General features: G+C 58.0%; 9 protein-coding genes. 3 read left to right on the top strand and 6 right to left on the bottom strand.

Going from position 1 to position 15011, the window contains the following annotated elements:
* Nucleotides 1–579 precede the first annotated feature (579 nt).
* From ACVMB1_RS00670 to ACVMB1_RS00655, 4 genes are all read right to left on the bottom strand, one after another.
* The gene (locus tag ACVMB1_RS00670; RefSeq protein ID WP_456847916.1) at nucleotides 580–3834 is read right to left on the bottom strand and encodes an AMP-binding protein; all 3255 of its coding nucleotides are present in this window, start codon (nucleotides 3832–3834) and stop codon (nucleotides 580–582) included.
* Between the two features lie 787 nt (nucleotides 3835–4621).
* The gene (locus ACVMB1_RS00665; protein ID WP_141343495.1) at nucleotides 4622–5740 is read right to left on the bottom strand and encodes an IS630 family transposase; all 1119 of its coding nucleotides are present in this window, start codon (nucleotides 5738–5740) and stop codon (nucleotides 4622–4624) included.
* Nucleotides 5741–6214: 474 nt separating this feature from the next.
* Nucleotides 6215–6805 carry a hypothetical protein gene (locus ACVMB1_RS00660; RefSeq protein WP_456847914.1) on the bottom strand — a complete coding sequence of 197 codons (591 nt, stop codon included), beginning with the start codon at nucleotides 6803–6805 and terminating at the stop codon, nucleotides 6215–6217.
* A gap of 587 nt (nucleotides 6806–7392) precedes the next feature.
* Complete coding sequence (locus tag ACVMB1_RS00655; RefSeq protein WP_456835715.1) at nucleotides 7393–8073, bottom strand: dethiobiotin synthase; 681 nt, start codon at nucleotides 8071–8073, stop codon at nucleotides 7393–7395.
* A 923-nt stretch (nucleotides 8074–8996) separates the two neighbouring features.
* On the opposite strand from ACVMB1_RS00655, the gene ACVMB1_RS00650 reads away from it, so the two are divergent.
* The 3 genes from ACVMB1_RS00650 (at nucleotide 8997) to ACVMB1_RS00640 (ending at nucleotide 11441) form a co-directional block, all read left to right on the top strand.
* Nucleotides 8997–9356, top strand: coding sequence for a Dabb family protein (locus tag ACVMB1_RS00650; RefSeq protein ID WP_456835716.1), 360 nt, complete (start codon nucleotides 8997–8999; stop codon nucleotides 9354–9356).
* A gap of 109 nt (nucleotides 9357–9465) precedes the next feature.
* Complete coding sequence (gene pabB / locus ACVMB1_RS00645; RefSeq protein ID WP_456847912.1) at nucleotides 9466–10860, top strand: aminodeoxychorismate synthase component I; 1395 nt, start codon at nucleotides 9466–9468, stop codon at nucleotides 10858–10860.
* Entirely contained in the window at nucleotides 10857–11441 is a 585-nt protein-coding gene (locus tag ACVMB1_RS00640) for an anthranilate synthase component II (RefSeq protein ID WP_456847910.1), read from the top strand. Before pabB ends, ACVMB1_RS00640 begins: the two co-directional genes overlap by 4 nt.
* 1870 nt (nucleotides 11442–13311) lie before the next feature.
* Here the strand turns inward: ACVMB1_RS00640 and ACVMB1_RS00635 are convergent.
* Complete coding sequence (locus ACVMB1_RS00635; RefSeq protein ID WP_456847908.1) at nucleotides 13312–13698, bottom strand: hypothetical protein; 387 nt, start codon at nucleotides 13696–13698, stop codon at nucleotides 13312–13314.
* Nucleotides 13699–14165: 467 nt separating this feature from the next.
* Entirely contained in the window at nucleotides 14166–14999 is an 834-nt protein-coding gene (locus ACVMB1_RS00630) for a hypothetical protein (protein ID WP_456847906.1), read from the bottom strand.
* Nucleotides 15000–15011 lie beyond the last annotated feature (12 nt).

The raw sequence follows: 15011 nt of genomic DNA, 5'->3' as shown, positions 1-15011 counted from the left end.
GTCGCCATGGCGTCACTAGGGCTTAATGGCCTCGAATGAGTTGTGTTTCGCGTGCACTCCTCAGACGCTCCGCCATGTTTTCCGTATATGGAAAGCCAAAGTTTGGGCGCTGCCCGACGCCCCGATCACGGAGCCCTGCATGAATGAAGCAAGCAGACCACTGCAGTCTTGTCGGGCGCTGATGGCCCCGGGCATTAACGGCGCTTTGATCCTTTCTGGACGGTCTTGAGCGCTTGGTTGACACCCTTTAGCGATTCACTGACACCCTCCAGCTGCGCTTGCAGAGCATCTCTGCGCTTCTGCAAGTCCTTTAAGAGTGCTTTCTTCTGCGCCGCGGTCAATTTCTCGAAGTCAATGAGATCCACTGCAAATCTACACATCGCCGCCTCCAAGTGGCAGAAACTAGATTTGACAATCCCTTGTCCGATACACGGCTGAATTGTCGACAATTTCTAGTGGATAATCAAGCTGGATGATACTCGGATCGGACGAATTTTGGGTGGCCTTGCGCCTGGTAGGGCATCGGCACAAAGCGTTGCACTTTTCTTTCACCGGCTCGGTGCGACTGATCTGATCGTTTCAAGGATCAATCAATCGGCCAAGCTGCTTGTTGGGGCGCGCGGCCGCATTGGCCAAAATTGTGATGTAATCGGCAATCCAGTTCTGAATGGTGTTTGGCGCGAACAAGTCTTCTTTGCGTCCGCATATGCCGCTCATTCCCAGCGGCGTTTCCTTGATGGTCATCGACAGCCAAGCGCGGTCGATCGGCATGGCTGAGCGTTCTTCCTGATAGCCGAATGGCAGAACCGTCAGATCGGGCGCCTGGAGCGCTCGGCGGAACGCGACCTGGAGAACGAAATAGACCTGAACGAGTGATGCTGGGCACAAGCCGGTTGCTTCCGCTAATCGGCCGGCAATGATATCGAACGGAAGTTCTTGTCTGGCATGAGCGTCCAAGACGGCCTTGCGCACCCGATCAAGGGCTTCAATAAAGGTTAGATCGGCATCAAGTTGGGTGCGGATGATCGCTGTATTCGCGAATGGACCGATCAGGCGTTCTGTCCTGAGTTGAGAGCGATTGGCCATCAAGGTCGCAACGCAAATGTCGTTCCGTTCGCTCCGGAGCAACAGCAGGGTCTTGAAGCCGGCAAGCAAACTCATGAACAGAGTTACGCCCCGATCACGGCTCATGGCGTTCAGCTGCGTCAGCAGATTGTTCGAAATTTGAAATGGTTCTTGGAGAACGCGCGAGCTCAATTCTCCTGCTACGCTGCCTTTCGGAGTCACAAAGGGAGGTGAGGCCTTGTCGAGGTGCCGCGTCCAGTAAGCCAGCTGCCTGTTTGCTTCCTCGGTGCTGGACCACAAACGCTGCCAGCGAACGAAGTCTGAAAATTGACACGATGGCTCGGGCAGCTGCGCCTTTGCGCCGGCAATGGAGCTGGCATAGATCTTCAAAAGCTCTTCCATGAAGATTGCCATCGACCAGCCATCAATGATGATGTCGTGCATGACCAGAAGTAAAACGTGGTCGCAGGCGTCGAGCCGAAAGACATAGGCCCGGAATAATGGCGCATCGTTCAGGTCGATCGGTTCCAACGAGCGCTGCTCAGCTTCCAACTTCACCCTTGCCAGCACAAGTTTCTTGGCCTGTGCGTCTGCGGTCTGCGCCAAGTCTGCATAATCCTTTACGACGAGGATCGATCCGACATCGACCTCTGGCGCCACGTGAGCGAGAGGAACCTCACTTTGCCAGATAAACGCCGTGCGCAGCATGTCGTGCCGGTGCACGAGCTCACCAAGGCTCCGCTCAAGCGCAGGAATGCTGAGTTGGCCCTGCAATCGATAAGCGAACGGCAGGTTGAACTGCGGTAATCCGGGCAGTTTTCGCTCGATGCGCAGCATACGCTCCTGGACGATGGACACCGGCTGCGGGCCATCTGCATCAGCGCGTGTGATTTCCGTAAGCGGATCCTGCCTGCGCGCTAACGGGCCGGCGCCATCTTTTGATGATGCGATACGAAGCGCAAGAGCCGCAACGGTAGGCGAACTGAAGATATCCTCGATGGACAAAGTGATGCCGAAGTGCTCTTCCACACGCAAAATCATCTGCGTCATGGCAAGTGAATCCACCCCGAGCGCGAAGACATCCTGGTCAGCGCTGATCCGATCGATGCCGAGGATGTCCTTCCAAAAGCCGGCCAGTTGACGCTCCAATTCCGAGCGGGGGGCAACCGCCTCGCCGCCCTCCTGCAACAAGCAGGTCTTTGAAAAGTGGGCCGCAAGTTCATTGCGCTTGATCTTCCCGCCGGCGCCTTTCGGGATCTGTGGCACAATCAGGATGAGGCCCGGGACCTTGAAGGCGGCAAGGTGCGATCGGGCAAAATCCCGCAGACTGTGCGGGCTCACATTTGCGTCCTGGCGCAGCACGATAGCGGCGGCGACGTCCGCGCCTAGTCGCTCATGGGGAACAGCGAAAACAGCGGCTTCGATCACATCCGGGTGGCTCAGCAAGGCGCCCTCTACCTCGGCAGGGGCAACCTTCTGGCCGCCCTTATGGATGATCTCCTTGATGCGACCGACGATGAACAGATACCGATCGGCGTCGAGGTATCCGAGGTCGCCGGTCCGGAACCAGCTGCCCTGAAAGGCGGACGCGGTAGCGGCGGCATCATTGTCGTATCCTCTCGTTATGGTGGGGCCTCGCAGCGCGATCTCGCCACGTTTGCCGAACGGCAAGCGGCGACCTGCACTGTCCAGTATCGCGATCTCGGGGCCGGCTGGCCGGCCGACTGAACCGCGCTTGCGCCGCTGCAAGGGATTTGCGGCGATTTGGGTGGCGGCTTCCGTCATGCCATAGGTGTCGATAACGGGAACACCAAACAACCCTTCCAGTCGCTCGAGCACCTCCGACGACAAAGAGGTCGAAGCCGAACGAACGAGCCGCAAGGAGGATCGCAGTGCACCCTGCTTGTGACAATCCGCGGCCTCCAATATAGCGCGATGGATGGCCGGTACCGCCGTGTACCAGGTCGGTTGAAACTCCGTCAGCCAGCCGAAGAACGCTCTTGCATCGAAGCCAGCAGGACAGACTGCACTGGAGCCCGCTGCAAGCGCGGCCAGAAGTCCCGAGATCAAGCCATGCCCATGAAAGAGGGGCAGCACGCTCAGCAAGCGGTCACGAGCCTCAAGCTCCAGGGCGGCGCCAACATTGCCGGCCGACTGGCAGACGCTCGCATGGGTCAGAGGAACCGTTTTAGGCCGCGACGTACTGCCGGAAGTCATCAGGATGAATGCGTCGTCAGCGCCGGACGCAAACTCATCGTCAGGCAGCCCTTGCGGCGCCCGATCGGCAACACTGAATGCGCCGGCCGCCTCGTTGGGCCGCATCGACACATCAATCACGGGCAGGCCCCGGATGCGGGCGGCGCGTCGGCAGGCCGAATTCAAGTCAGCGTGCGTCATGAGTGCCGCCGGGTGCAATTCGTCGAAATACCGCTGGTATTCATCACAGGTGAAGCCGGGATTGAGAGGTACGCAAACTGCGCCAGCTGCGACCGTGATCGCCGCTACTGCAGCCTCTGGTCCGTCCGCCAAAACCACCGCGACCCTGTCAGTTCGGCGCACGCCGACGTTTCGCAAGCCGAAAACCACGGCCATTGCCTGCGTCCACAGCGCGCCATACGTCATCGGGAGGCGTTCCGGCGCTAGAATGGCGTGGCGCTCCGCCGCATTTTGCGCATGGTCGGCCAGGAGATCTCGAATGCAGGGAAAGACGCGTCTGCCGGCGCTCCTGCGTGCGGTACTGTTCCGCAATTCCTTGATGATGTTCGACAACGCCGGCCTCCCCTGGTCCATGTCGCTCCGTGTGCCGCCCTATTGAAGTCATTTCCAGCGCGCCGGCCCCATCGAAAGAAGGGAATAAGTGGTGGCGTCGTCGGCGCTCCGCGGGGAGGCACTCGACGGGGAGCCGCTCGGCTGCGCTAGAGGCAAGTTGCCCGACAGGCAGCATCTTACAAAGCACAACCACTATAGCAGTATGCTGGGCAGCCGTCCGGCTGGGCCACGGCAGTTCCGGCGTTCGCCACCAGCCAGGCCAAGGCGAAAGCTGGAATCAAATAGACAGAACAGCTCCGCCGCGGCGCAGCACCTTTAGTTGATCAACCGCCGCTATGCTAATCACGCCGAACCGAGCGTTACCGAATGGAGCACGGTGTTCGCCGATCCGGTGGTCGCCACCTGCGATCTTCGACCGGCTCTTGCACCAAAGTCACGTGCTGACTATCCGCGGCGACAGCTAGCGGCTCCGAGCCGAGCGAAACAGCTGCCTCATCAGCCGCCGGTCGCTGACGGCCCTTCGGCGGCTCGCCTCCGACCTTCCCGTCGGCCGCCGACGAAGTTTCAAGCGACATCATGAACCGCGGGTGGGGATAGTTCGTGAGGCAAAGAGGCCAGTTCCGGACCGCGTTTGACAGTGGCCTTGATGAAGGCCAGATCTACTCGCAGCGGCGCCTCGTCGGTATCGTTGATGTCTTTGATGTCAAGTTCCCGGAGCTAAAGCTCCGTACGGCGCGCTTGCCGCGGCCACCCGTCGAGCGGCGGTTCGCCATGAGTCGAATGACCGCTAGTGTCCTGAACCAGAAGTTCGCAACATCGGGGCTTGTTTTGCCGGGGCATTGTAACGGCAGAAGCGCTCGATGGAAGCAAGGATATCATCGGCGGATTTGGTCCATCGGAACGGTTTTGGATCGGCGTTGTGTCGTTCGATGAACGAGGCGATGTCCGCCCTGAGGGCGGCTACGCTGCGATAGACGCCGCGCCTGATCTTCTTATCGGTGAGGAGCGCGAAGAAGCGCTCGACTTGGTTGAGCCATGACGAACTGGTCGGGGTCAGGTGCACGTGCCAACGCGGCCTTTTGGCGAGCCATCTCCGGATCATTGGGGTCTTGTGCGTGACGTAATTGTCCATGACGAGATGGACGTCGAGTTCGCGCGGTACGGCAGCCTCGATCTCGTCAAGGAACTTGCGGAACTCGGCGGTGCGGTGGCGCCCGTAGCATTTGCCGATGACCCGTCCCGTCGCAATATCGAGGGCGGCGAACAACGATGTGGTGCCATGCCTTTTGTAGTCATGGCTCCTTCGGGCCGCCTGGCCGGGACGCATCGGCAGCAACGGCTGGCTGCGGTCCAGCGCCTGGATTTGGGACTTCTCATCCACACACAGAACGATGGCGTGCTCGGGTGGTGAGACGTAGAGGCCCACGACATCGCGCACTTTGGCCACGAAGTTCGGATCGGTCGAGAGCTTGAACGTCTCCATCCGGTGCGGCTGGAGCCCGAAGGCCCGCCAGATGCGTTGGACCGTCGATACCGATAGGCCGCTGGTCTTGGCCATGTCGCGGGAGCTCCAATGAGTGGCGTTCTCAGGGCAACTCTCCAACGTCCTCACGATCACGGCTTCGATGCGGGCATCGTCAATCGTGCGCGGCGCGCCGGAACGCGGCTCGTCGTGCAGCCCGGCCACACGCTGTGCCATAAAGCGCCGCCGCCACTTGCCTACGGTCTGCCGGTCCAGCCCGAGCTTGACCGCCACTTCCGTGTTCTGACCACCTTCCGCACAGGTCAGCACGATCCGGGCTCTCAGAGCCAGCGCCTGAGCCGTCTTCCGCCGCATCGTCAGCGACGTCAGTTCAGCCCGCTCATCATCACTCAATATCAGGGGGGCAAGTTGCTGGACCGCCATTGGAGACTCCGCCGCTGTTTGCCTCCATCCTTGGCACAGCGACGCGAATCTACTGCGAATCTATGATTGCGAACTTGTGACTCGGGACACTAGATGTGCGCTTGCGGCGCCGGACCGGACGAAGGCTCGAGAACATCACCTCGTTCAAAGATGAATTTTGAGAATGAATATCGGGCCTGTGCCGTAGCCGTGGCCCGGGGCCGCGGTCGGCTCAACACGGTTGCGAATGTCAGATCGCGAGCGCAGCATCGCTATGCGGCGCTGCTGGGTCCAGGACATCCGCCAGACCGCCATGGAGGCTCTGCAGTCGTGTCCTCAAGTCAGGCAGTTTTGATGCTTCGAATGTGCCAGCGGCCGGAAGGTTGCGAGCCCCTCTGAAACGCGGACAATTCACCGACAAGCGGTGAACTGTCCACGTAGTTCAAGCAGACGCGCCCTAGCTCACCGACTTTGCTCAGCTATCGCCCAACAGTTTCACACTTGCCGCCGCGTAAGCCTAACGAACCCTCCTTCCGCCAACTCGGCATTGTAGAGCTTGCCATTGAGAGAAATGGTTGTCGGGTGGTTTGGGCTAGGCATGAGTCCTTCGTCGCGCAGCTTTTCAATTAAGGCCAATGGGGCCCATTGCTCCGGGACAACAGCACCATGGTCCCGAGCCTCAATGAAGAACGCTCCGAAATCTGGCGCTCCCGCTCGGCCGGCTCCAAGCACTTGGGCCTCCGGCGGGTTGTGAATGAGGCGAACATGGCCAGACGGGTCCAAGGCAGCTGTGTACCGGTGTCCCCGAATATCGTAGGTCATGGTCGGCTGGTCTGCATCCGGAACAAGACCCAAATGGCTCAATCGATCAGCCATTCGCTCTGGCATAGGTCGTGCTTCGGTGCGGTGCCGGAATTCCCGCGGAGCAGCGTGCGAGACATCATAGACCGTCTCCTCTGGGGCTGCAGACGATGATGAGCCGGCTTCGCTGAAGAATTGCCTGAGCATATCCTGATCCGCTTCATTCAATTCCTCGAGGTCTGAGGACCCATGCGCTCCGGCACCGTTGATCGGATTCATATCCATATAGTCCTCCTCCTATGAGAATATAGGCTGCATCCGCCAGTTTATTCGCTCGGTTCATAACCAGTCCGTTCACTGACAGCATTGTGATCGAGAGATCGCGTTCGCATGGTCGCAACCTTTGCTTTCGAGAAGCTGACCGTCTTCGGGAAATCACAGCAGATGCGCCCGCTTTCTCCACTCTGAAGCCCGGCAGTCTGCGACTTGACGATCTATCTAGCTTTCCCAGAACATCTGCGCAGCTACATCTTCCCAAAAGGCGGCCGCGGACATTTGCCCTTGCAATCTTGATCCGCCGACGTACAGCGCTTCAGTCCAATGCCCGCTAGAATGCACAACGAGGATCACCGTTACGAAGCCGAATACGACCTGAAACGATGCCGTTGCCAGGGCAGCAACTACGAACCGGTGTGACTACCGAGGAAGGCCAACCTCAACAAGCTCAAGTTGCTGGGTTTGCGAAGAATGCAATGATCTCGGCTTGCCGCTACTCTCGACGATTATGCAGAGGCAACCGGACCTTCTCATGCCTGCTGGGGCCAAGCCTCAGCAGCCTGCGAGAAGGCGCCTTACACGATGCGCCCTGTGTGTCATGACTTGAAATCATCCCGCCAGAAGGATGCTTTGAACGCAGCTTGCAGCGTATCCGCCGCCAGAGGCGCGATCCAGGGCAGCCGCCCTAACCACCGCACCCGTCCAATCTCGCAAATGGCTCTCACCGCATCCGAATTCTTTTCGCCAACGAAAGCGATTCCAAGGATGTCGATCTGGCGTCTGCGGAGCGCTTCTATAGAGAGCAGCGAACAATTAATTGTGCCCAAAGTTGTGCTAGTGCACAGTACTACAGGAAGCCGCCATCTCTCCAAAAGATCAATGTAAAGCAAACCGCAATTGAGCGGCTCCATTAGTCCTCCGGTCCCCTCGATCACAAGGGGCTGTCCTTCAGTGTCCGGCAGCTCCAGCGATTCCGCTTTGACGTAGACCTCGTCAACTTCCGCGGAACAGTGCGGCCAAGCGGCCGTCTCCAGTCGGTACGCCTCAGGCACGATGCGATCTGGCGAAAGACTTGCAAACCGAGCGACACGCTGTGTGTCCGTTTCTCCTTCGAGGCCGGCTTGAATCGGCTTCCAAAACTTCGCGCCCAGAAGATTGACAAGCCCTGCGCAGAACACCGTCTTTCCAACGCCGACCCCTGTACCCGCGACCACTATCCGCTGCCGGCTCGCCGAGCTTGACCTCTTGTCCGACGTCGTACGCACCTCATTCTCCATTTGCAGCGACCTCACAAAGAGGACGCCGGTCGACAGGACCGCCTACTCTTCGTAAGACGTTGAACGCATGGTGCCCTCGCTCCCGGTTAGAGCAAAGGCTGCTCAGCGATCCTGCTGCGTGCATCGCTCCCTCGAGGCTAACGGCAGCACGTAAGATACCCGTCGCGATAGGTGTCCGCTGCACCCGCTCTGAATGGATTCTGGATACCGACTGTTACCTTGAACCATAGACGGCTGTGACGCGCGCCATTGCGTCCTCCCAGAGTTGCGTTTGATGCCTTGTGGCAGGTTAAGATTGTTATCGGCGCGCAAATACTGTCCAGATCGGACGGAGGCATTCACGTGCCGTAGAATGTATCCCAATAGACGCAGAACGGTACGATTCGAGCGAAGCTGTACGATTGATGACTGACTTCACGTGGTGTGGTCGATCGAATGAGCGGATTCGTTCCGGCCAGGAAACAGCGATCGAGCCATATTAGCTGCCGCGAGGGTGATTTTTGCGTTTTCGACGTTGCGCGAGCTTCCGCCGAAGCGCGAGCAGGCTCGGCCGATGTCGTATAAGCGATCTGGATGATCCCTGCCAAACAAGACGTCGACGCCTCGCTGGCGGCTTCGTATGCTCCGGTGGCCTCTTTCTGAACGGCACCGGTCCCCGGCAATGTTCGATATTTGAGGGCCAGTAGCGCCTTTACAAGCGCTTAGAGCGCCCGACGATCTCGCCTCACCTACATAAGCCATATCCAGAGCATTTGGCACGGCAATTGTCAGATCCCGCTGACATATATCAGGAAGGTCTGCTGCGTAGTCGCGGCATCGTACAGCGTCAAAGACCGCTCCGGCTGTCGATGCGTTCGGCATTGCCTTGAGCTAGATCCCGATATAACAAGTGGTCAAGTTGCGGCGTCGCGTTTACGGCCATCATGATCCGTCACATCGTCTTCTTCACAGCCAAGGAAAAGGCCGATATCGACCAAGTCGTCGAAGGTCTATCGGTTCTCACCTCAATCCCATATGCACGCCGGCTCGAGATTGCCCGCAACCGCAAGAGCGACCAGCTCGGCAATGATATTGATGTCGTCGTGTATGGTGAATTCGACAGCGAGACGGATCTCGCTGCGTACAAGACGCACGATTTGTATCGAGAAGCGATCCGATGCGTACGCCCGCTCCGGGAGTTGCGCTTTGCTGCTGACTATGAGCTGTCGAAAGACGTGCATTTCGCTGGAACGGCAGGGCTAACGCAAGTCGCTCGGCGTAGTGGACCGGCCCGCCGTGAATAGCTTGATGATCAGCCGCATGTCTCGTACGTGCGGCACGGAAATAACTCTCCTTCGGAGCGCATCATGCAGCGCAGGCCTCGCAACCTGCCGGTTGTCGTAGCAGATAGCCATGCACGTCCGCGAGTTGCAGTGGATTGAGCCCGTCAAGGCGCTGCGATGTCTTGCGCAGCGGCCCCAGCTTACCTTTCTCGACAGCGCCGCAAGGCACGAACTGCTTGGCCAATACTCATATCTGGCCTGCGAGCCGTTCAGCACCTACTTAGTCGCGGATGGACAGGCAAGTTGGAACGGAGAGACAATTATAGGGGATCCATGGGAGGTTCTCCGCGACCTTCTTGCCAGATACAAAGAAGCGTATCGCCCCGATCTCCCCCCATTTCAGGGCGGCGCAGCCGGCTTCCTTGCCTACGATCTAAATCGAACACTGGAGCGGCTGCCGGCACCGTCAGTTGCGGGTCTGCGGTTGCCGCAATCAATATTGCACTTTTACGACGTGGTGGTCAGCTTCGATCACCGGGACCAGAGGTGCTGGATCGTCTCGACCGGCTGGCCGGAGCAGGACCCCACTCGACGAGCCGAGCACGCGCGTCGTCGCGCCGACGAGTTTGCGGCACTGCTTGCCAGGCCAAAGCCGCCGCGGATCATAATACCCAGCACCGCAGGGCGATGGCAGTCGAATTTTAGCCGTGAAGACTTCATAGCGGCCGTTCAGCGCGTCGTCGATTTGATCCTGGCCGGAGATATATTCCAGGCAAACATCGCGCAACGCTTCAGTGCCAAAGTGTCGCCCTTATTCGATCCGCTCACCTTTTATTGCCAGCTTCGGTCTTTGAACCCGGCCCCGTTTGCAGCTCTCCTGCACTATGATACGCTGACGATCGCGTCGAGCTCTCCTGAGCGATTTCTGAGACTTGACGGACGGCAGGTCGAAACACGACCGATCAAAGGCACAATCGCGCGCTCCGCTGATTCCGAGGAAGATCTGCACCGTGCCGAGCTCCTTCTCGCGTCCGAGAAGGATCGCGCCGAGAACATTATGATCGTCGACCTGCTGCGCAACGATCTCTCACGCGTTTGCACAGACGATTCGGTCGAGGTTTCAGCACTGTGCAACCTCGAAACCTATGCCTCAGTGCACCATCTTGTATCGGCGGTCAGAGGCGCGCTTGCTGCAGACCAAGACGCTGTCAGTCTACTTCGCGCCTGCTTTCCCGGCGGCTCCGTCACTGGCGCTCCAAAGGTGCGAGCAATGGAGATCATTGCGGACATCGAGAAAGTGGCGCGAGAGGTGTATTGCGGGGCGATCGGCTTCATCGGATTCAATGGACACATGGACACGAACATTGCGATCCGCACCGTGGTGATCGAGGGTAACCTAGCTGTGTTTCATGCAGGCGGCGGAATAACGGCGATGTCGAATCCGGAAGCCGAATATGAGGAGACCCTTGCCAAGGCACAACGACTGTTCGAGGCCTTTGATGCCGATCCATATGGTGCATTTTGATCATCATCATCGACAATTACGATTCCTTCGTGTTCAACATTGGCCGCTATTTCCGCAAGCTTGGTGCACAGACGCAAGTCATCCGAAGTGATGCGATCAGCGTCACTGAACTCGCTGCGCTCCAGCCGAGCGCAATCGTCATATCTCCCGGTCCCTGCACTCCCATGGAGGCCGGTATATCCACCGCGGTTGTCCGCGCACTTTCGGATCGTGTCCCAATTCTTGGCATCTGTCTCGGCCACCAGTGCATTGGGAGCGTTTTCGGGGGACGCGTCGTACGTGCACATCGTCCCATGCACGGCCAAGCCTCACCCATAACGCACGGCGGTGATGGGTTGTTCAAGGAACTCCCGTCTCCACTTCGTGTTGGACGGTACCATTCTCTAGCGGTCGAACTCGATCTATCAGAGGCACCGGATCTCATGGTGACAGCCCGCTCAGATGAAGGTGAGATTATGGCTTTGTCACATCGGCATCACCCAACCTATGGCGTGCAATTCCACCCGGAGTCAGTACTTACTCAACAGGGGCACCTGTTGCTTATGAATTTCTTGCAGTTGGCGGCCAATTTCGAAACGTGAAAACGGAGACTTCGTCGAATGGCGAGCTGCGGTCCTCGTGAAGACGCTCCCCAGACGTTGACAAGATGTAACGAGAATGCGGATACAGCTCAGCTCGTACGATACGTACACAATTTTCTCTTTTGGTGCCGCCTCAATTGAATTACTTGGAGCCGCGCCGGCTCTTCGCAGCACCTTCATTCGGTAAGTCGGAATCATCTTCTGGCTTCTTGGCGAAAACATTTATTCGAGATCCGTCAAGAGATTGGCGTGCCTAGGCGGTACTGTCGGTACCGCTGCCCTAGCGGGCGTTTCCTCCCTTGACTTGGCCGCCGGTCCTGTGGGATCGGCGGTTCTCTTCGCTATCCGATCTACGCTGTCATGATGAGGAATCATAGATCAATCTGCAGCTCGACGACGGCCGCGCTAGAGGGGCAAATGTCAGCGGGGTTGAAAAGTATTTAGCAACGACGAACTCGTTGCCAAAGTTGAGGGCATCATCGCCCGCCATCGCCAGTGTTCCCGTCGAACACCGATGGGGTTCGCCAATCCAGAAAGTTTGAGGAGACGGGATCGTTCGCCTCTGCTTCGGCGAGCGCTTACCACCAAATCGAGAGCAGCGTGCGACGCCTGGCCGATGCGAATTGATATTAAGGCCAGCCTACGCCTCGCCGCATGCCTCTGGCGGTCGGCCATGGCAAGGAGGGAGCGACACCAAAAGCTTCTGGAAGTTAAGCCTATTTTACGGGGCTTCTCAAAGCCACGAACCTCGATCAAAATATGTCCATTCGACATGTTCAGAGCGCGCCCAAGAGGTTTGCTCTACGAGCAATGGCGCTTGCAATGACGCACGTAAGACGATGCCTCGCCACGACGCGGCGGTGAGCAGCCGCGCTAACTCAGATGTGCTGGATACGATAGCTGAAAACGCCACTCGCAGTACCGCGGCGCTTGAACGAATAGAGCATCAAATAGCAACTGGGTTACACGACGGCGGAAGACCAAACGTCCGCATCTTGTCGACGCGGACGCCACCAAAAGAGTAATGCGGCTCGAAAGAGGCTGCGGCTTGATACCAACAGCCAAACGCTGTAGGTGCGGGCACCTAGCGGCCTGCCGCGATTGCCCACGGCGAAAGGACGACCTCGCGTTCTTGCTGCGTTAACGCGGCTGAAGTCAGGCGAGACCATCGAACATTCGACGAAGAACCATTTCGAAGGCCATCACCGATATCGGTTTGCCTACAGACTGACCCGGAAATACAAGATCGCCGTTAACGAACCCAAGGCGCGCCTTTCGTATGCTCCGATTTGATTGCTGCTGGAAAGCCGCTGTTCTACGACCCGGCGCGATCACGCGGCGGGAAGGGAGCGAACCCCCACCACCAGAAGGTGGGTGAGCGGTTGGCGGAATGGGTCAGGACGCTCCCAGTCGATCACAACGTTTGGCCCAACCATGGCTAGCGCCACCGCTGGAAGTCGCAGTCGCGCGACGTCGGCATGCATGCGCAGCTGGCTGATTTCATTCAAGGCCATGGCGGCGGATCAGTTTCGGAAAAATATGGCTCGAAATGGCCGAAGACTTTGAAAAAAAACGATCGAAATGATCCCGAGATATCGACTTCCAACGAAAAGCTAAGTTCCCCGTACGATCAAACAGCTACCTCTTCTCTGGCTTTTGGATGAGATACCCCGCAGCATTCAGACTGGCCTGAATAGTCGCACGCGTTTCCGCACGCCAGCGGCAATTATGGGTTCGAATTCGGGTAGACGCTCGCCGCCCTTGACCCAGAAGTAGTCGACATCGGCCCGAGCCATAATCTCGGTGATGTCGTCCGAGTTTGAGCCGGTCCCCGACAAATCTTCTGGATCAGCGGGCGTGTTATCTCTCTTCAAGACACCCCTTGATCAGCACTTGTCGGTAAAGCGTGACAAACTGACTGGCGAGCCCGTGCTTGATGCGCGGGGACTTTGCACCACGAACGATCGCGAGTACCAGAGAAGGCTCTGAGCGTCACCTTGAAACTCTCGACCAATTCGCCGAGCGTATCCTCCATACGGCCCATAATCCGCGCCGTCAGTGGCGTAAAGCAGTTGATTGCGGAAATCAGCTCGATCTTAATAAAGTCCTTCAACGTGCAACCGCGTAGCTTGTTAACTTCCGCGTCAAACTCGCTCATCATCCCCGCGACGATGACATCGTTTTCGTCATCGGCATCGCGAGTTGCGGCTACATCAAACGGATCATGCCGTATCAGCTCAGTGCCGTCGGCTTTCAATGGTGGGCGTGTGTGTGTGTGTGGTTGTCCAGGATCGCGCCGATCTCCACGCGCGCGAACGCGCCTTCGATATCGCCAGGCAGGATCCGGCGTCTCGCCGCTGACGGCGGTCGTCGGTCGCGATGAAGACCGACGTCGCGGCGAGGCGGATATCCGGGAGGCTCGGACGGAGGCGCTGCGGCACCGAAGCACCACCCGATGCCCTCTCCGGAGCGATCGCAGGGCCCTGAATAAAAAGCTCGGCAAGGGGCGCGCGATGACCAACAACCTCATCACAGAGTCTGCAGAAGTCTGCACCAAGGTCGACTCCCTGTCGCAAAAGGCCGACCGGCAGCTCCGCGAAAGTCGGAACGAACACATGTGGGCAGCGGAGGTGCCGACCGGCACGTTCCCCGCCATCGACCAGACCGTAAACGGCGGCTTGCCACCGGCAGCTGCGCAAACTAAAGTCCGGCTGCGCGGACCGCTCATCCGCGAAGTAGATTTCCAACCCGCCTTATCCGATCGTACCAATGGGCATCTTCGCAAAAGTCTTCTGACTCAGATGACGAAGGGCGACAGACGATCTTCTTGTTGGAAAGTTTGTCCGCCGCCTTGTCGCAATTCTTCTTGTAGAAAACGCAAGCCAAATTTGGAAAGATCTCCAAGGACTCGCCCAACTTCTTGCCTGGCTCCCGGTTCAACGTTGCGTATTTCAGCCCGACGTAACTGTAGTCGAACCTATCGTGATAAGCGTCAGCAAAATCTCTAAAGCAGTTCACTAGCCGATGGCCTTCCATATCGCCCTGAAGAACCATCGCCGATCCCACTTCAATCAGATTGAGAAGGCCGATGAGGCTGGCGTACAGATCCGGTTTCGGATCCTTCGGAGCCGGTATTACTTTATCGATGTTGACAACAAGCGCGGTGATCGTGGTTTCATCAACGCCGCCGCTGGGGCCTGACGAATTAAGCTTTGCGAGCGTCAAGCCGGACGGCAGGCGAGACGCCGAGTTCGGCTCCTTTAACTCCCGAACAATCGATTGATAGCCTACGTAATTTGGATCAAACAATTTTGCACACCAAGTGATCGAGGCGTCGGCGCGCTTTGCATCCTCTTGAGAATACCATGCGCTTGTATTGAAAAATAACGCAACGATGGCCAGCAGGGTCGACAACGAAGAAAGCCAAAGAGCCCGACGAGACAGCGATTTGCCGCCCGCCATCTGTATCGCTTCAATACCATCATGAATGTCCGCGAGATGCTTCGCGAGGACTGCTCGCTTTGCTACATCCGCCTCGTTCGGGATCTGCTCCGTCAAATCGAATTGCGT

The sequence above is a fragment of the Bradyrhizobium sp. USDA 4504 genome (assembly GCF_054063995.1).
Note: the sequence above shows the minus strand (reverse complement) of the source record. Positions and strands in the feature narration are given on the sequence as shown.

Bases quoted from the DNA above. Each gene is read 5' to 3' on its own strand.
- ACVMB1_RS00660 (WP_456847914.1), bottom strand. From the start codon at position 6,805: ATGGATATGAATCCGATCAACGGTGCCGGAGCGCATGGGTCCTCAGAC.
- ACVMB1_RS00650 (WP_456835716.1), top strand. From the start codon at position 8,997: ATGATCCGTCACATCGTCTTCTTCACAGCCAAGGAAAAGGCCGATATC.
- pabB (WP_456847912.1), top strand. From the start codon at position 9,466: ATGCACGTCCGCGAGTTGCAGTGGATTGAGCCCGTCAAGGCGCTGCGA.
- ACVMB1_RS00655 (WP_456835715.1), bottom strand. From the start codon at position 8,073: ATGGAGAATGAGGTGCGTACGACGTCGGACAAGAGGTCAAGCTCGGCG.
- ACVMB1_RS00665 (WP_141343495.1), bottom strand. From the start codon at position 5,740: ATGGCGGTCCAGCAACTTGCCCCCCTGATATTGAGTGATGATGAGCGG.